The organism is Candidatus Manganitrophaceae bacterium (assembly GCA_016200325.1).
Lineage (GTDB): Bacteria > Nitrospirota > Nitrospiria > SBBL01 > Manganitrophaceae > Manganitrophus.
The window spans coordinates 48,378-67,596 of the sequence record JACQEZ010000003.1 but is presented as its reverse complement, the minus strand read 5'-3'; the positions used below and the strand labels follow the sequence as shown (position 1 = coordinate 67,596).

The window sequence follows — 19,219 nt, the reverse complement described above, 5'->3', positions numbered from 1 at the left end:
CTTTCAAATATTATAAGATCAATCTTCCTTCCTGAAATACACAATTCTGGCATATCTCATAGGGCTTCATATTCAAGCCGTAATCCGTACTCAATGGATTCTTGAATGAGACAATTAGGAGAGCAACAGCCATCGGGGGTCTCGCTTTGATCAGATTGAGAGCCCAGGCTGAAAAGTGGTCTGCAAGTGCGTGACTCCCGGATGTATATCCGAGTGGGTTGTCCGAACTCGCGTCTTTAACCGCTGAACTGCGGCTACTCCCGATAGCGTTTTTATTTCTACCTACTGCCTTTCTGAATGAGCGGGATACCAAAGAAGGGGGCCATAGATCAGAAGCCAGAAGATAAAACCTCCGATCCAAAGCAAGCCTGCCCCCAAATACCCTCCTAAGTTGAAAAGACTGTCCGCCAGAAAGAGATCCGCGACAACCCGCAATATAGCGGCGATTTGGAGAGTAAGAAAGATCCTCCAAACCGCGCTGCCGGCCGCCATACGCCGACCGGAGTGACCAAGCGTGATCCGGGTGGACATTCCCACCACCATGCTGGATAAAAAACCGACGGTCAGCGCATGTAACGGCGCAAAGCCGAGTGTGAACAGATTTTCGTGACTCCAAATAGACATTAAGTTCTGCAGCAGATCCAGCATAATCGCAACGGAGAACCAGGCGAAAGAGAGGTGGAGCATAAAAAGCATCTTTATATTAACGCTTTTCCAAATGCCCCATACTAAAGAAAGAGAAGAGGCGAATATCAGGAGGACCGTATCCGGAATCCAGAAGTACCTTCGCATTCCCACCCCTTCTAACAGACCCCGAAGAAAAATGCCGGCCAGCAGAATCCAGAGAATCGATAAGGGCTGAACAACCCGGTAGTCATTTAAAGCATTATTGGAAAAAAACGGGATCACAAGATGACTGACGGTCACAGTGAGAGGAAGAAGAAAAAACCAGATGCCGATGACCTCAGCGAGATTCAGCCAGATCGGATCATTGATAAAGATCCAGAGAAAAAATGAAACCAGCCCGGCTGCTCCGAAGAGAATAAACAGAACCATCAATCCGAGGTGGATCTTTTCCGAGGAGCGCGCTGGAAGTAAAATCCGGATGAGGGAAGCCGTCCCGATGCCCCACCCCAACAATACCGATAAGACTGCGAATAGAAGAATGGATTTGCTAAAAAGGAGACCTCCGTAGAACAAGACCGTTCCCGCGCCCATTCCAAAAAAGGAGAGAAGATAATGAAGTGCAGGGATTCTTGAAGTATCCAGCCAATTGGGGAAGAAGGTAAAGAGAAATCCAAAGATAAAAAAGGGGACAAATCCATAGATCATTAAATAAGCGTGCGCCCCGACCGGAAGAATCATCCAGGAAGTAGAAGGATGAACACTTGCAAAGCGGCCGGAGAGTTCTACAAGCCACCAAAGCATCGCCGCAATGGCCTGGAGAACTCCTCCCAGGAAAAATAGCCGGTGTGGCGCCGAGGCCAGCGCCTTACATATCTTAGAAAAACGATTCATTGTGGGCCAGCAGGGTTTTATCCCAAGGTTCGTGTTGTTTTTCTACCGGCTCCATAGTAGCATCGGTCACATCCAACAAACAATGCTACTCGGGCGGGTAAGTCGCTTGGTGAAAACAACCTTATCCGATCAATTACACCCAGATAGACAATCTGGAGATCAAATGACAGGACCGCTTTATCAGTTTTTCATCGATGATCACCGGCGGCTGGAAGAACTGCTGAATCAGGCAGTCGCGGCCCCAGGAAGAATTCATCTGTCGGCCTACGACGCGTTTCGTCGAGGGCTCCTCAAACATATCAGCGTGGAAGAGAAAGTGCTCCTTCCGGCAGCACAACTGGCGCGCGATGGGGAGATACTGCCGATGGCCGTCAAACTTCGCCTCGATCATGCCGCCCTCGCCGCATTGTTGGTCCCGCCCCCATCCGAGCCATTCTGGAAGATCATAATCGGATTGAAGAGGCGCCCCAGGGTTTGTATGATCTTTGTGAACAGATGAAGGAGGCCGATGCCCTGATGGCCAAGGTGCGAAGCGCGCCGGATTTGGTGGCTACCCCTTACAACCCTGATCCCAATGTATTGAATCGGGTCCGTTGAATTCTGGAAAAAGCGGGATACAACTTTGATGATTACATTGGAACATGAAAAAAGAGTTTCGATTCGGAAGAGAACAACTCACCGTGGAGAGCATCTCAAAGTGGAGCGGCGCCGAATAAACCGAGGAGGATTCAAATGTAACCTGGCCGGAACACGAACCGACTCGCGATTGGCTTCAATGCATATTATATGATCAAATGGGTTGACCAAAACCGTCAGATTACTCCTTCCTGTACTTGAAGCCTCAAATCTTTCACAAAACAAAACGTTTCGACGGCAAATCGTTTGTAACTGAAACAAAAACTGAAACAAAAAGTTGAAACATGTTAATGAAGGATGTAAATTACAGACCCAGAACCTTTTTTTACGTCGCAGCTAGGAGACGGATCGCCGGGAACGAATGGACATCCTGAGAACCGATATCGAAAGGGCCCTCGATGAGTTCGCCTCTCAAGAGGAGGGGATGCGTTTTCAGGGGCTGGCGGTAGTACTCGGCAAGAAGCGCTGGCCCGAACTCATCGCCCGCCAGCGCAAGAAGGATTTCGGCCTCGATGCCTACGCGCCCTCAAGCCTGACACCCGAGAGGATCGGCAAGGGACTCGCCGCCTCGATCACGCCAACGCTGAAGAAGGTTTCTGCCGACGCGAAGACCGCCAAGGAGAACTTTCCTGACCTAAGGACGCTCCTCTTCGTGACGTCCGCCAAAGTCGGCAACGCCGACCGAAAGCGGTGGGAAGAGGCAATTCAGAAAGACCACGGCCTGGAACTTCACATCATCGAGCGCGAGGAAATCATCACGCTGATGATGATGCAGGAGAACGCCTCGCTCCGTGCCAGATTCCTTCACCTCGATATCAATGCCGAACCGCAGGTCGCAGACCTCATTGAAAAAACAAGGCGTGCGGCCGACGTTGTGGCGCGAACGTGGGCTGGCAAGACAAAAGGGCATCCGCTCATCGAGCTCACAGCGGTGCGGCTTGACTCAGATGGCGCGGAGTCTGCCGACGTGCTGGCGCTTGAGCAGATCGACCAGGCGCTGTCGCAGAGCCGCCGCATCGTTCTCGAAGGGCCCGCCGGCCGCGGAAAAACCACGACGTTGATACAGCTCGCGCAACGCACGCGTCCCGCCGGCACACCGTTCATAGTCGAACTCCCGGCGTGGACGTCATCGCACCGGGGAATTCTTGAATATGTTGCCGGGATGCCTGCGTTCCAGGCCGAAGGTCTCACTGCCATCGACCTCGCGCGCGTGCAGAAGACGGAACCTTTCCTGTTGTTGTTGAACGGCTGGAACGAAATTGCGGAGTCGAATTCCGCACAGGCGAACAATGCACTCCGGGAGCTCGAACGGGATTTTCCGAGCGCGGGCATCATCGTTGCAACCCGCACACACCACTTGACCCCACCGCTGCCCGGTGCATTGCGACTGCGGTTGTTGCGCCTTCGACGCATACAGCGGGCAGCTTACCTGACAGCCCGCCTTGGCGCAAAAGGCACCGAGCTCCGCGCCCGCATCAATGCCGACCCGTCGCTCGACGAGCTGACCCGCACACCGTTCATCCTCTCTGAAGTCGCTTCGTTGTTTGAAGCGGGCGCAGAAATTCCCTCCACGAAAATTGGCGTTCTCGCCCAGGTTCTCCGTCTGCAAGAACAACGAGACGAACACAGAAACGCGTTGCAAGCAGCACCGATCTTCGGCCGGCAGACGAACTACCTGAAGGCCCTCGCAAATGAGATGACCCGCCACGGTTCGGTGGCACTGCCTGAGGTTGATGCCTGTGTTGTCGTTGCTCGCGTTGCACGAGAGCTTGCGGACCTTGGCCAGGTCGAGCCGGTGAGTGCACCGACGGTCCTCACGACGCTCACGGCACACCACGTGCTCGAGCGCGTCGACTACCCACAAACGGCGTTTCAATTCGAGCATCAGCAGCTTCAGGAGTATTACGCTGCGCTCGACGTCCGCGCGCGACTTCTCGACCTACGAGACGATGATCACGACGCGATCGGCCGCTTCATGGCCGACTACCTGAATGATCCGGCATGGGCCGAACCGCTGCGCATGATTGCCGAGACGTTTGCCGAGCAGACCGGCGACAGCGAAACCCAGACGCGAAACACCCGAGCCGGCGGGAAGCTGGTGGAGATGGCGCTCTTCGTCGACCCGGTATTCGCCGGCGAGCTTGCGCAGCTTTGCGGCGCCGCCGTCTGGAATGGAGTTCGCGCGGCCGTCGGCGAGCGTTTGCGCGGCATCTACGCAATCCGCGACGGCAAGTATCAGCAGTATGCCCTCGCCGCCATGCTCGCCACCGGTGCGAACGACTTCAGCGACATCATCCTACCGCTTCTATCGGGACAAGACAACCAAACGCGGCTGCGCACCTACCGGCTCTGGCCCGATATCCAACTCTCGTCGCTTGGATCGAGCTGGCGCGAGCAGGTGCGCGGCTGGAGCGAAGAGGCACGAGCGGATTTCGTGTCCGAACTGCTTCATCATCGTGTCGATGGCGAGATTGCGGCCTTCGCTGAGGAGGACAACAGCGTCGCGGTTAAGAAGGCGGCGGTCTCCGGCCTTATGTGGACTGGGTCTGACGACGCGCTAATCCGCGTCCTCGAGTCAATGGATGCGCAGACATTCGAGGAGGTTGCGCGCAAAAACGCCGACCGCATGCCTGCGGCCCTCATACCCAAGACTATCGCGGCGATGCGAAAATTCATTGAGAGTAGCACCGACCATCCCGCCCGCCTGCGAACTGCGCTCGATCTAATCGCGGTTGGCGAGCCAGGCCTGGATGGCGTCGTCAAGGATGCGCTGGCGGCGCTGCCCGGCGGCGACATGCGCAACCTGGGTTCACACTACATTCAACCGGCGCTCGAGTATTTGCGTAAAACCGATCCGGCCTGGGCGAGCGAGTGGGTGGTAATTCAGATTGCCGAAGGCGTCATCTACGGGTCCGAGAACTGGTTGCCATTCGCGACTGCCATTCCCGACGGCCTTGTCGAAAAATACCTGCAGCGCCTCGAGACCGAAAACTTCAAGAACGCGCGCTTTGAGGGCATGATTGCGGTGATCGCCGCGCGCGCGGACGCAAAGCTCGCAGCGCGCGTGTTTGCGAAGCTGCGCGAGCTGCGGCGCAAGGTAGATGCAGAACCCGGCGAGCAGCACGAATTCGAGTGGCAGGTGATGAAACAGCTGGAGGACCTGTTTCGCCGTCTTCCCGATGACGTCGCCGCGGCCGGCGTCCTCTCATCCGTCACGAGCGGCGACCCCCTCGACATCAAAGTAGCGGCGGACCTTCTCAGCAGGGTCGCCAGGTCGGACGTGGAACCGCTGCGCATTGGCGACGACGACTTGAAGGCACGGCTCCGCGCGTACCTAAAAAGCAGTGTCGATCTCGTGCTCCGCCAAGATGACTTCAACGGCGAGGAGAAAGCCAACTTGGCCTCGTCGATTGCGCAGGTCGGAAAACCCGAAGACATGGCGGACCTGGTGTTGCTCATCCGCGCCGATATCGAGAGGGTCCGCCGCGGCCGGGCCGCGCGCGCGGCCGGCGACCGTGGACCTCTCGGCAATGGCGGCGTCATGAGCTACGCAAGGTGGCACATCGCCTCCATCATGCACCTCGACCCGGCTGGCGCCGAGCAGGTGCTCATTGACCTGCTTCCCGAGCCGGAATACCTCTCGGACGCCGCGGCGGCGATGGCGCGCGACTTCGTGCCGAAGCCGGATCGCTCCTTTGATCGTACGTTCCGCTACAACTTGATGTGGGCCGCGCGAGAAGGTCACGTTCCGCCACCCGCCGACGACCAGCGCCGCACACGATTTGCTGCCGCACTGAATGCCGAAATCAAGCGCCTGCGAGAGCAGAGCCAAGGCAGGAAACCCGCCATCGGCCTGAAAGGGCTCGCAAGTGCGCTTGCCACAATTGACGGCCGCGGTTCCGCGGCAGTAGTGCTCGACGTGATTGCCATGCCCGGCCAATGGGACCAATACTCCTGCCTCGGCGCCGCAGAGGTCTTGTTGATGGCGGGTGTCGTCTTGCCCGCGACCACCGCGTTCGCTCTGGTTGATTCCATCCTCGGGCAGACAGAGAAGTGGATACAGGATTCAGACAAGTACCTTCTGCTCCGGATTCTCGCGCTCTGCCCATTCGTCGATGATCCTGCGGCCGGGATCGCCAGGATTCGGGACGTGCTCGACAAGCGGCGGCTCCGGGGATACGAACTGCGCGAGCTCGTCACCGCTCTCGGCGAGAACCGCTCGGATGCCGCCGTCGATCTTCTGTACGCGCTTGCGTCCGATGCGCCGACGTTCGAGCAATGCGAGGACAATTTCATAAATGCCTTCGCTGCACTCGACACGCAGCGTGCACGCGAACTGCTCCTGGGTTTTGTCGATCCAGACATCCGCGGCATCGCGCTGACGCGCGGTCCCGACCGCGAGGACGTGCTGGTCGCACGGCTCACGGAGCTGGCCCAGCGCAGGCCGGAGGCAGCCGCGCGGCTGCGGGAGTTATGCGAACGCGACTTGCCGGAACTCAATCGGCACGTCCTCTCGAAAGTCATGAACCGGCTCGGAACGCCCGAAGCCCTCGTCGCAAATCTGAACCTGATCAATGACGCCAGGCCCTCGACGGTTCCGCAAGGCATTTGGGACCAACTCAAAAGCACTTTCGTCGAGCGACGACCCGATGGGCAAAGTCCCAACGTCTTCACGGAACACGCGCGCGCGTCAAACGAACTGCGCGTCCGGCTGTTCAGGATGGCGCTTGAGGACCGAAAACGTCGAAGATCTGCCTTCATGCTTCTCGGTCAAATCGAGGAATGGCGTCTGGAGCATGGCAGGCCGACGGGTGAACCACGTCACCCCGATCTCGCATCCGGCCAATCTTGGCCGCCCGAGGAGCCCTTCTTTGTGCCGGAGGGAAGTTCCGTGCCCGACAAGACACAGACATGAGCAACTGCGGTGGGTTGGAGGTGGACAACCGGTGAGCTGCTTCAACGAGGATGCCGCATAACATCCGAATGCACCTGACCGGCTCCAGCGCAGGCGATGGGGGGTGTAATCCTTTCTTTCCCTCAGTAATCATCAGATCTTGGTGTTTTACAGTTCAATGAATTGTAGGTGTAGCCGTGACTTACTTTGGAAGTGACACTATGCTCTCTGTCTTTTTCAAGATTGCCAATACCGATTCCCTGAATCTTCGTCGCTTATATTCAAATACAACGTTGGTCCAACCACCGCTCTCCCAAGATCCACACTAAAGAAAATATCACTATTTTCATCCCAACTTGGCGATTCTAAACCCCTCCCCTTTTAATTTCCCTTGACTTGGAGCACCAACCTGGTTTTTAATTTTCCTACGCGGGAGATAACCTGAAGGATTCTGAACCCAGAATCGGTCAGGCTATAAGCCGACTCAATGTTCTCACTGGGTCGGCTTTTTTATTTTATCCAAACGCCGCACTTGAACAGCGGCGCCCCGTTCGATTAAAATTTCAGAAGTTTCAGTTCCATCGCCGACCTGTTACAGACTCACTCTGGAGGAAGATGACGGTCGCTTACTACCCATTGCTGATCCTGCTGGCGCCGCTCGCGGCGGCCGGAGTCAACGGCCTGCTGGAAGGGGCCCTCGGACGGAAGGCCTATCGGATCAGTGCCGCGGCGCAGGCCGTGGCGCTCGCGGTCTCTCTTTGGACGCTCAAGCAAGTCGCCGGGAACGGTCCGATCGACGTCCCGATCTTCTCCTCCGCCTGGGGCGGCGCGCTGCAGTTCGGCCTCTACATCGACCGCCTCGCCGCCGTCATGCTGACGCTCGTCAGCGCCATCGGCTTTCTCATCTCCCTCTTCTCCGTCTCCTACATGCAACAGGAGCGGGGGCGGACCCGGTTCCACACGCTGTTGGCCCTGCTGATCTTCATCCTCCTTTCCATGGTCGCCAGCAAAAACCTCATGATGCTCTTTATCTTCTGGCAGCTGATCAGCTGGATGCTCTACCTCCTCTCGCACCACTATAGCCACCCCCAGACGCTCCAGGGGGCGACGAAGACCTACACCACCCTCCGGATCGGCGATGTCGCCTTCTTGGCCGGGGTCGTCCTCGCCTACCGCGTTTACGGCACGCTCGACTTTCCGCAGCTCTTTATCAATGCCGCCGCCCAGACGCCGGAGCGCTTTTCGCTCTGGCCCGGGTGGTCGATCGGCGCGCCGACCTTGATTACCCTGCTGATCTTCGTCGGCGCGATGAGCAAGTCGGTCCAGTTTCCGATGCACATCTGGCTGCCGGGAAACCTCTATGCCCCGACCCCGGTGACCGCCCTGCTCCATGCCGGGATCATCAATGCCGGCGGCTTTCTTTTGAACCGGCTCGCCCCGCTCTACGGCCAGAGCCCCGCCACCCTCCATTTCGCCTTGGCGATCGGGCTCCTCACCACCCTGCTCGGGGCGACGATGATGCTGACGCAGAACGACATCAAAAAAACACTGGCCCACTCCACCATCGGGCAGATGGGCTACATGATCATGGAGTGCGGGCTCGGCGGCTTCGCGCTGGCGATCTTCCACCTGATCGCGCACGGCCTCTTCAAGGCGACCGTCTTCTTGGACAGCGGCCATGTCATCCATGCCGCCCGGCAAGAGCCGAGACATCCACCCCATGACCACCCGGAGGAAGTGACCGAACCGGAAGAGGAGTTCTCCGGGCTGACCTGGGGGGCGGGCTTTCTGATTACGCTGCTCTTCCCGTTGATCATCTTACTCGCGGCGCATGGGGCGCTCAGAATCCCGCTGATCGATTCACAGGGGGCGGTGATCTTTCTCTTCTTCAGCTGGGTCACCTCGTCCCAGGCGATCCTCACCCTCTACCGGTTGCGGGCGGTCTCCTCGTGGAAGGTGGCGTCGATCATGCTCTTCACCCTGTTGTTGGTCGTGGTGACCTACCTCTTCGCGGCGGAGCGGTTCACCGACTTTCTTTATCCCGCCCCGGGCGAAGCGCTCGCCTACTTTCAGGCGGCCCACCTGCCGGCGTGGCTCTTCGACACCCTGGTGGTGGCGATCGCGCTCGGGATCATCTCCGGCTGGAGTGTGATCTACGCGAGGAGCCACGGCCGAACGATCCCGGTGCCGAAAGCAGCCAAGGCGCTTCAGGTCCGTCTCTACATCCTTTTCATGAACCGGCTTTATCTCGAGGCGCTCTATGCCCGACTCGGACGCGGACTGACCAATCGGGTGCGCCGGATCGATCAAAGCCCGCTCCGATGGATCTGGGCCGGAGTCGCGCTGGTGGTGGCGTTGGTCCGGCTCTTCCCGGCCGCCGATCGCGCTGGTGAGCTCTCCTTCACAAGCATCGTCCTCTTTTCGATGGCCGCCCTCCTCCTGCCGCTCTTTCCGCTGCAATGGCTTTATGTGACGGCGCTGACCCGGCTGACCGGCGTCTTCCCGGCGCTCCTCGCCGTCTTGATGCCGATAGCCGGATTCTATGCAATCCAGGGGCTTCTTTCGGGGATGTCGCCGGAGCTGCTCGGCGCCGTCCGCGCGCTCGCCCTGTTCGGCGCCGTCTATGGAACGATCAAGGCGCTGGCGCAATTTAGGGTCGAGCGGCTGATCGCCTACGCCGGCGTCGCCTTCGCGTCAATTCTCTGGTGGTATCTCGCCGGCGCGGCGGCCGACACGCCGCAGGCGGCGGTCTATGTCAGCGCCCTCTCGCTCATCACCGGCGGGCTTTTCCTCGCCTGGCGGGTCGTCCAGCTCCGTTACGGAAATCTCGATCTGAACCGGATCGGCGGGCTGGCGCGGCCGATGCCCCGCTTCGCCCTCTTACTCTCGCTCCTGGTGACCGCCGCGATGGGCCTTCCCCCCTTCGGACTTTTTTCAGGGTTGATCGAGCTGCTGTTCAACCGGTCGGTCCCGATGTCGTGGGACCTCGCCGTGATCCTGCTAACTTGGCTGGCGGCCTCGTGGTTCTTCCTCAACCTGATGCAGCGCCTCCTCTTCGGACCGCACCGCCCGGGAATCCCCTACACCGATCTCTCCCGCGCCGAGACCGCCTCGCTGGCGACCGCCCTGCTGCTTCTCCTAATCCTCGGCCTCGCCCCGTATGGCTTCTTTGAAACAACCCGGCCGGCGGAGACGCTACCCCCGCCACCCGCTACCGAGATCAACGCGGCCATAAACCTGGATCGCACGACGACAATCTCCCTCGACAATCCAACGAGCACCGCGAGCGCCGAGGGGGAGGCACTCTCTGCAGAGCAGGGACGCGAGCAATCGGCTTTGCCGGTGCAAGCGCGGGGCGTGGGGGCATCGGAGGATTCACCGAAGGCGAACCGCACGGGCCTCCACATTGAATCGTCGCCGACGCAAACCCCTATGAATAGAGCCCAGCGAGCAACCGCGAGCGTTGAAGGGGAGGCTCATCCGATCTTATCGGATGAGGGGGCGACGCGAGCCCCCTATAAATAAGACAAAATTAAAAACGAGATAAACAAACCTAGATAATCAAAACAGGCTTATGGAAAAAATAAAAGAGACACCTTACAGCGATACCGACCGGATGCGCCTCCGCGGGCTGATTCGGCTCTCCAGCGAGGTCATCGCGCATTATTGGCCGATGCGGAACTTTGTCCATCACAATCCGCTCCACGGCCTGGAGCATCTCCCCTTTGAAGAGGCGGTCGAACTCGGCAATCAGTTCCTCGGTGGGAAAGGATATCTTGCCGCCGAGCGCTATCGGGAATATCTCCGCGCCGGCCGGATTCTTCCGCAACAGATCGACGCCGCCTTGAAACCGTCGACCCGCGACCAACAGGTGGCGGTCGGGCAATATCATCTTAGCCATGCGCAGGTGCTGCGCGCCTGTTTGGTCGATGGAATCGGCGGGGCCGCCATTCCGGAGGAAGAGACCCTCCATTTGATGATCGACCGCTCCTCGGACCGATCTTTCATCGATGCGCTGGCCGGCCGTCTGAGCGCCGTGCTGAAGCCGCCATCGCTTCTCGAAGCGATGCGGGCTGAGGCCGAGGCCGACCGGGCGGCGTTGGTGCTGCGGGTGACCCCGTCGACCTGGTGCGACCGTGTTTTGGGCGGCGGGATTACGGAGCAGATCAACGGAGAGATCGTCAAATGGTGCGGCGCCTTTTTGGATGAAGGCCAGGCCGCCTGGCCGATGCCGGGCCGGGAGAAGGGATTCTATCTTGCCTGGAAAACGCTCGCCGCGATGGAATGGTCCCCCTGCGAAATTCCGGACGCCCGCCGGAAGATCGCCGCTCTCCCGGAGGAGCCGGAAGATGCGTTGCTCGAGAGCTTGACCGCCCTCGGCATCCCGTCGGAGAGTTGGCAGGAGTACCTCACGCTGCACCTGGCGGCGCTGCCGGGTTGGACCGGGTTCATCAAATGGCGCGCCGATCAGGCCGATTATGAATGGCAGCAGGCTTATCCGGCCGACCTGACGCAATACCTCGCCGTCCGCCTCTGGTATGTCCGGGAACTGGTTGAGATACAGTGCCGGGAGGAATTGGGAATCGCCGGGACGGTCGACGCCCTCTCGGCCTACCTGCAACGCCGGCCGGGGGCCTATTTTCTCCGGCGGGCGCGGGTCGCCGGCCGTCTGCCGGCCGACTATACCGAGAAGGTCGATCGGCTGCGCGCGGCCGGCGGCGCCCCGGAGATGCAAGAAGATCAGTGGGAGCGCCTCGCCGAAGCGTATGCCGCGGAATACGGCGCCGGCCATGACCTCGCGGTCCGGCGCGCGGCCGCCTTGCGCCTGCGAACCCTCACGAACGCCCTCGCGATTGATCCGGCCTCCCTCCTGGAAACGCCGCCGGAGGCCCTAAAGACGCTGCTCGATTGGATTGACGCCTTCCCCGAATCGGAACAGGGACCGGTCTGGTTAAAAGCGCTCGAAGCCGGCTACCAAGATCAGCTCTTGAACAAGCTGATGGCGTCGGAAATCTTAAGCCCGCGAGCGAACGCGAGCGCCGAGGGGGAGGCGCATGCGGCTTCGTCGGTCAGCGAGGATCGGGCTCTGCCCGTCGGAGCGCGGGGTGTGGGGGCATCGGAGGATTCGCCAAAAGCGAACCGCGCGGGCCACCCCATTGAATCGCCGGCGACGCAAGCCCCTTTGATGATCCGCCCCCAGGCCCAAGCGGTCTTTTGTATCGATGTCCGCTCTGAGCCGTTCCGGCGGCAGTTGGAAGGGGTCGGCGATTATGAGACGTTCGGCTTTGCCGGGTTCTTCACCGTCTTCATCCGCTACCAAGGGCTTGGAAGCCATCATGAGACCGATCAGTTCCCGGTGATCATGAAGGCGAAAAATCTGGTCCGGGAGCTCCACCGGCCTTATCAGGGGCGGCGCCTCTCCCGTTATCTCTCGGGGAACCATCTCCTCCATACAGCGCATCAGCTCTTGGTCGATCTGAAGGAAAATGTGGTCACCCCGTATGTCGTGGTCGAATCGGTCGGCTGGTTTTATGCGTTGCCGCTCATCGGGAAGACCGTCTTTACCGCCTGGTATCGGAACCTGACCGAACGCCTTCGGCATGCCCTCGCCCCCGCCATCGCGACCTCTCTGACGATCGACAAGCTGACCCGGAAGGAGGTCGAGGAGATGATCGCCGCCGAACAGCGCGGCATTATCCGCCGGGCGCTGCAGCAGGAGTTCGGTGAGCGCGATCTAAACCTTTCCCTCGAGCGGCTCGAGGCGTTGCGCCGCCGGGCCCTGGATGAAACCGATCCAATGCCGCCGACGGCAGCCCCCCCCCGTCGCTATGCCCTCTCGGCTGAAGAGGAGAACGCCTTCATCGAAACGCTCCGCACCCGCTACCAGATCAACCGGCGCGGGCTTTTCGCGCGGATGGAGCGGATTACCCGGACCGGCTTCACCCTTCAAGAGCAGCTCTTCACCGTGGAGACGGCGTTGCGATTGATGGGGCTGACCGAAACTTCGCCCGGCTGGTCCTCCTCTGCGGTCATGGGAGCGCGTCGGAGAACAATCCGTTCGAGGCGGCGCTCGACTGCGGCGCCTGCGGCGGCAACTCGGGAAAACCGAACGCGCGGGTCTTCGCGGCGATGGCGAATCGGCCGCTCGTCCGGGAGGGGCTCGCCAAAAACGGGATTGTGATTCCGGCCGATACCTATTTCATCGCCGGAGAGCACAACACCACCACCGACGAGATCGAGCTCGTCGATCTGGAGGACCTGCCTCAGACCCACCGAATGGATCTCCATCGGCTGATGGATGATCTGGAGGAGGCCGGCCTCCGAAACAGCCGGGAGCGCTGCGCCCGCTTCCCGGAGATCGAATCGCTCTTGCCGCGGGCGCAATCGGCCCGGGAGGTCCATCGCCGCAGCGGCGACTGGAGCCAGGTCCGGCCGGAGTGGGGATTGTCGGGTAACGCGGCGTTTATTATTGGCCGACGCGAGCTGACCCGAAAGATTGATTTAGAGGGGCGGGTTTTTCTCCAGTCCTACGATCCCCGCGAAGATCCCAGCGGCCGGCTGCTGGAGATTCTGATGACCGGCCCGCTGGTGGTCGGCCAATGGATCAACATGGAGCACTATTTCTCGACGGTCGATAACGAGATCTACGGCAGCGGAAGCAAGATCTATCATAACGTCGTCGGCCGGCTCGGCGTCATGTCGGGACCCCAGAGCGATCTGCGGGTCGGGCTTGCCGCGCAGACGGTATTAAAGGGGGAGCAGCCGTATCATGAGCCGATCCGGATGCTGAGTCTGATCGAAGGCTCACGGGAGCAGATCGGCCAGATCATCCGTCGCCATAAGATTCTCCAGCATTATTTCGACAATGAATGGGTCCGTCTGATCGCCCTCGACCCGGAGGAGAAGCGCTTCTACCTTTATCTTCCGAAGCGGGGGTGGGTCCCCGTTCTGGGGGAGAAGACCGACCTGAATCCGATCAACGTATCGGTGGCCTCTTAACGCTTTAAGCCTTTAAGCAAGGAGCAGTGCAATGAACAGCCTTACCCTTCATCCGATGAAAGAAATCCGAATTGTGATCCAGGGCGAACATGTGAAGTTTGTGACCGATCTTCTCGACAGCGTGAAGGCGACCGGCTACACGATCATCCACAACATTTCAGGAAAAGGAAATCACGGCTTCCACACCGCCCATCCGATGTTTAATGAGATGGACAGCCTGGTGATGTTGATGACGGTGGTTCCGCCGGAGAAGGTTAAGCCGGTCTTGGCCGGCTTAAAACCGCTCTTCGATCGATATACCGGGGTGATGTTTGTCTCGGATGTGTCGGTGAGCCGCGTGGAGCACTTTTCCTCCCCTTCCGGCGATCGCTGACGGGATTTCGCGGATCGGCCCATCGCCGTAACGACTGAAAGACACGCCTGGATTCGGGGCATGTGCCCCGAATCCTCGACGCTTAGAGCTGGGCTTCAGAGATTTTTGTTCTACGGCGTATCGGCAATATGAAAGGTGCGGACTTTATTCGGCCCGCCATAAACCATGAAGACCTTCTTGCTCATCCGGATATGATAATTGGCCCACGCATTCGGTTCCCCATTATAATAGGCTTCCGGATCAGTGCCGCTCGCATTGAGATAATCGGGCTCGTACAGGCCGGCATCGAGCACCTCCGCCACCAGACACTCGGTGGTAAATCCCTGGCCCTTTAGAGAAACATTAACCAAAAGTTTAAGTATATCTTCGCTGTTCGTTAAGACCAATGGCTCCATTCAGCTGACCTTTCCTCCTCGTTTACTCCGCACGGCTTCCCGTTTCGATTTCGCCGGCTCCTTTTTCACTGCTTTCACTGCGCGTTTGCTCACCAGTGCCTTTAAGCCCTTTACTTCATCCGAAGTCAGCCGCCGGTGTTCTCCCGACGCCAGATCTCCCAACTCCAAAAAGGCATAACCAACCCGCTTCAACTTCAAGACATCGTGGCCGAGCTTTTCGATCATCATCCGGATCTGCCGCCGCTTCCCCTCGTGGAGGACGATCTCGACCCAATCGTGCTCGGAAGTCTTTCGAAGGGGCCGAATGCGAGCGGGCGCACTCCTCCCTCCCGGCAAGGGGATTCCCCCCAGCGCGATCTTTTTTATCTTCTCTTCTGCAAGATGCCCCTCGACCTTGACCCAATAGGTCTTATTGATTCCGCTCCGCGGGTGCATCAGCGCCTCGGCAAAATCGCCATCGTTCGTAAGGAGCAGGAGCCCTTCGGAATCATAATCGAGTCGGCCCACCGGATAAACCCGTTCTTTTATTTTCGGGATCAAATCCATCACCGTCGGCCGACCTTGGGGGTCTCGAACCGAGGTAATATACCCTTTTGGTTTATTCAAAAGCAAATAGATTTTATGCGTTTCCGGCTGGATCCGCTTTCCGTCGACCCGGATAAAATCTTTGGAAGGGTCGACCTTGGTCCCCAACTGCGTAATGACGGAGCCGTTCACCTGAACCCGTCCTTCTAATATCAACTGTTCGGCATGCCGCCGCGACGCGACCCCCGCCTTGGCAATGACCTTCTGCAACCGCTCCGATTCCAACCGTTCCGTCATAACCTCCCCCGTATCACATCCCCGATTGAAGAACAATGAACCGTTCTACCAGCCTTCCTCCCGCAGGGTCAAGGGTTATTTCACCATCCAATCGGATCCTCCGCTGTATGAGCCGATCCGGCTCTCTTATTTTATTCTCCTACTCTAGAGATCTTCAACCAAGAACTCAGGTATTCCAATTTTTCTAATAACCGAATTTAAACTCGTTTCAAAAACGACTCTTCCTACTAAGATCAGTTTTACACAGTTTTCAACAGGGTGTGTATTCACGATCTTTGCAGCCTCGCTAAGCCCCTAACTCAGCCTAACTAGCTATTGTCGGACTAACTATGTATACTAGTACTACCTACTATAATAAAAAGGCGGAATTCCGCAGGAATAATGGTTCCTCTATCAGCAGTATATACAAATAAGACTAGGAATAGATTAGATCAGAGTCATGGCGGGAGTAAATAGCATGCTAAAATTGAAGATAGGTAAACTCGGGAGAAGGATAGTGGCGCGGTTACCCACTATTTCGATTCAGATTTATTTCCGATATAAAGATATAAAAGTGAAGGGCTTCACTAAACATTTCAGATTGAGGATTAAAGGGGTATGGGTTTAAACGATGATTAGAAGTTAAAGATAATAATTATGTTTTTAATAACCGAAATAGACTTTGGGTGGAGAACTTATTTTTTGTCGAGGATTTTAGTATCGTTGATTTTCCAGATGCTCCCCTCTTTAACCAATCCCCAACTGACCTTGCTCGTCGCCGTCTGAACTTTCTTCCCCTTCTTGGCCTTCAGCTCGGTCGACTGGTTCATCGTCAGAGCGGCCTGATTTCCCCGGATCTGAATATCGGTGATATCAAACTGAACGGAGAGGGTTTCGTATTGGTCAAAAAAGGTTTGAACCTCTTTTTCATCTTTCTGCGAGAATTTCATCCAATCCTTTAAGTATAAATTAAGGTCCTTGTTCTCAAAAGCAATCTCCTGCCGCTTGATCACCTCCCGGATCAGCTCTTCATCGGAAGGCGCAGGCGGTCTCGCCGCGGAGGAGACGGCGGGATGAAGCGCCGCTTCCTTGATCGGCTCTTGCTTCACACTCGGCGCGGCCGCCTCTTTGGTCACACTCTCCTGAAGGGGGGGAAGCTCTTTTTTCCTCTCCGAGATCGGAGGGGTCGGAGAGGAAAGAGCAGGTTTCTCGTCCGGAACCGGGGTCGCCGCTTCATTGAAATTTAAATTGGAATTTAAAGAAGAAGCCGTTTTAGACTTCGGGGCCGGCACTTTTTGGATTCTGGCCGGCTGAATCGGTTTTTCCTCGGTTCGCTGGGCGGCCGTCGAGGCGATGGGCTCCGAGGCGGTCGATGGCGAAGCGGGCGGCTCCTTCGACGCTACCGATTCTACTTCTTTAAAACCGGTTTCGCGTTTATCGGTTAACGGAGTGGAAAGCGGCGAAGGGGCCGCTTGACCTGCCGCAGGAAGGGGGGCTCTCGCAACCACCACCTCCGGCTCCTCCCCTTTTTTCAACAATACGACCGTCCCGACACCGACCAGCCCCAGCGCGCCGACCACCAAAAAGAGGGTGATCGCGCCCGTTCCCATCCTTCGTTTCGGAGCCTCGAATTTGGGGTCGAAGGGCGCAGGGCTCTTTAATAAAGGAGACGGGGTTCCCCCCGCAACCGCCTGAACCGGGGTCGGCTCCGATGTGGCGAGCGCCGCTCTTTTCATCCGGCTTTGATCTTGATTGATCTCTTCGGCAAAAAGCGGGCGAAGCAGCTGCGCCAGCTCCGTCTGGATTTCGCTGAGTGGCTTAGAGAGACACCGCTCCAGCTCATTCTGCATCGCGCCTGCGGAAGGATACCGTTGGTCGACCTCTTTGGCCAACGCTTTGGCGAGAGCGGCTTCAACCTGTTCCGTGACGTTGGAATTAACGAGCCGGGGCGAGTCAAACTTTGCTTCCCGGACCCGCTCCAGGGTATTGATCTCGCTGTCCCCTTTAAAAAGCCGCCTCCCCGTCAGCGATTCATGAAGGACGATGCCGAGCGAGAAGAGGTCGGAGCGATGATCGATCGGCTTCCCCCAGGCCTGCTCCGGCGACATATAGGCGAGCTTTCCTTTGAGGATCCCGGTCCGGGTTTCGTTTTCTTGGAGGGCCGCCTTGGCGATTCCGAAATCGACCAGTTTCACATCGCCCTCATAGGAGATCAATATATTTTGGGGACTGATGTCGCGATGGACGAGATTCAGGTCGTTTCCGTGAAGGTCTTTCTTTTTATGGGCATGTTCGAGGCCGCTGCAAACCCGGCTGATGACGAACAGGATCTGGTCGATCGAAAGGGGCCGGTTGACCTTCTGGCTCCGCTCCAGGATCGTCCGAAGATCCCTCCCCATGATGTATTCCATTCCGATGTAGTACGACGCTTCAATCTCGCCGAAATCATAGATCTGGACGATATTCGGATGCGCCAGCTGGGCGGCGACCTTCGCCTCGTTGATGAACATCGAGACGAACTCGGCGTTTTCGGTGAACTGGGGGAGAATCCGCTTGATCGCCAAGAGACGCTCAAATCCTTTGAGGCCGATCTGCTTGGCGAGGTAGACCTCGGCCATGCCGCCTTTGGCGATCTTGTCGATCAGTAAATATTTTCCGTATGGAGCAGGAAGACTCATTGCCTTCTCCCTCAAGAGCCGAATTGGAATGACGCCATGGAATTTAGAAAATAGTGAGGATGAAAAACAGTCTATGAAAGTAAATCTCAAGGTGGGATATTTGTCAAGGAATCCGAGTCGACCGGCCTGATCAAAGAGGAGATTTTGTAAAAATTTGCCGTGATGAGACGTCGGCGCGAGACGGGCCGACCGTCTAATGGACGCAAGCCGATCGGGTCAGGGATACGCTGGAAGGTCGCACGCTTCCTCTTCCGGGAATTCATCCTTGTCCAAGATCATCTGGACAAGCGCCGGCAGGACGGCGGGATCGGGCGCGATGAGGTCGGGGCGCTCGCCCGGCTCGCTGACATATCCCCATGCACACCAGATGGTCTTCGCTCCGAAAGCGCGGCCCATCTGAATGTCGCCCGCGGTATCTCCGATCATCACGGCACAGCCTTTCTCCGGATCAAATCCGCATCGCCAGGCGGCTTCCTCCAAAAGCAACGGGTCGGGCTTGGTTGCGGCACAGGTATCCCCGCCGATAATGTCGGCAAAAAACTGATCGATCCGGAGGACCTCGAGCAGACGACGCGAGATCCGCTCCGGCTTATTCGTCACCACGATGAGCGGCGCCAACTTCGCCAGCTTCGGAAGGACTTCCGCAATGCCAGAATAAAGCTGCGTCTCACGGGTGACATTTTCCAGGTAGTCGGCCTCATACCGACGACGGACCTCCTCGAACCGCGCCGCATCGGCCTGAAGGTAGTCGTCGAAGCAGGCGCGATAGAGCGGCTCCATCCCCTTGTTGATCCAAGGAAGGATCTCCTTATCGGTCCGGTGAGGCAGCTGCAGCGCTTCGCGGACGCGACGCACCGCCGAGATCATGTCGCGCCGGCTGTCTTCGAGCGTTCCATCGAGATCGAGGCAGACCATTCGGTTCATC

The 19,219-nt window shown here is 58.0% G+C and carries 11 protein-coding genes; 6 read left to right on the top strand and 5 right to left on the bottom strand.

Annotated elements, in window-relative coordinates; genetic code table 11:
• Window positions 1-282: 282 nt before the first annotated feature.
• The gene (locus HY282_02585) at window positions 283-1,518 is read right to left on the bottom strand and encodes an NnrS family protein (GenBank protein ID MBI3802631.1); all 1,236 of its coding nucleotides are present in this window, start codon (window positions 1,516-1,518) and stop codon (window positions 283-285) included.
• A gap of 163 nt (window positions 1,519-1,681) precedes the next feature.
• Here HY282_02585 and HY282_02580 point away from each other — a divergent pair, with 163 nt between their 5' ends.
• The 6 genes from HY282_02580 (at window position 1,682) to HY282_02555 (ending at window position 14,420) form a co-directional block, all read left to right on the top strand.
• The gene (locus HY282_02580) at window positions 1,682-2,017 is read left to right on the top strand and encodes a hemerythrin domain-containing protein (GenBank protein ID MBI3802630.1); all 336 of its coding nucleotides are present in this window, start codon (window positions 1,682-1,684) and stop codon (window positions 2,015-2,017) included.
• A gap of 498 nt (window positions 2,018-2,515) precedes the next feature.
• Entirely contained in the window at window positions 2,516-7,069 is a 4,554-nt protein-coding gene (locus HY282_02575) for a hypothetical protein (protein ID MBI3802629.1), read from the top strand.
• Between the two features lie 594 nt (window positions 7,070-7,663).
• Window positions 7,664-10,573, top strand: coding sequence for a hypothetical protein (locus tag HY282_02570; GenBank protein MBI3802628.1), 2,910 nt, complete (start codon window positions 7,664-7,666; stop codon window positions 10,571-10,573).
• Window positions 10,574-10,622: 49 nt separating this feature from the next.
• Window positions 10,623-13,229: a DUF2309 family protein gene (locus HY282_02565; protein ID MBI3802627.1), complete on the top strand. Its 2,607-nt coding sequence runs from the start codon at window positions 10,623-10,625 to the stop codon at window positions 13,227-13,229.
• A complete protein-coding gene (locus tag HY282_02560) occupies window positions 13,178-14,047 on the top strand; it encodes a DUF2309 family protein (GenBank protein MBI3802626.1) in 870 nt (289 codons plus the stop codon). The genes HY282_02565 and HY282_02560 overlap by 52 nt, the downstream gene beginning before the upstream one ends.
• 31 nt (window positions 14,048-14,078) lie before the next feature.
• Complete coding sequence (locus tag HY282_02555) at window positions 14,079-14,420, top strand: P-II family nitrogen regulator (protein ID MBI3802625.1); 342 nt, start codon at window positions 14,079-14,081, stop codon at window positions 14,418-14,420.
• A 110-nt stretch (window positions 14,421-14,530) separates the two neighbouring features.
• Here HY282_02555 and HY282_02550 read toward each other — a convergent pair whose 3' ends face one another.
• The 4 genes from HY282_02550 to HY282_02535 form a co-directional block, all read right to left on the bottom strand.
• Window positions 14,531-14,815, bottom strand: a complete 285-nt coding sequence (locus HY282_02550; GenBank protein MBI3802624.1) for a hypothetical protein — start codon at window positions 14,813-14,815, stop codon at window positions 14,531-14,533.
• Window positions 14,816-15,637, bottom strand: coding sequence for an rRNA pseudouridine synthase (locus HY282_02545; protein MBI3802623.1), 822 nt, complete (start codon window positions 15,635-15,637; stop codon window positions 14,816-14,818).
• Between the two features lie 674 nt (window positions 15,638-16,311).
• On the bottom strand, window positions 16,312-18,294 hold the full coding sequence (locus HY282_02540) for a protein kinase (GenBank protein MBI3802622.1): 1,983 nt from the start codon (window positions 18,292-18,294) through the stop codon (window positions 16,312-16,314).
• 216 nt (window positions 18,295-18,510) lie between these two features.
• Complete coding sequence (locus HY282_02535) at window positions 18,511-19,218, bottom strand: HAD-IA family hydrolase (GenBank protein MBI3802621.1); 708 nt, start codon at window positions 19,216-19,218, stop codon at window positions 18,511-18,513.
• Window position 19,219 lies beyond the last annotated feature (1 nt).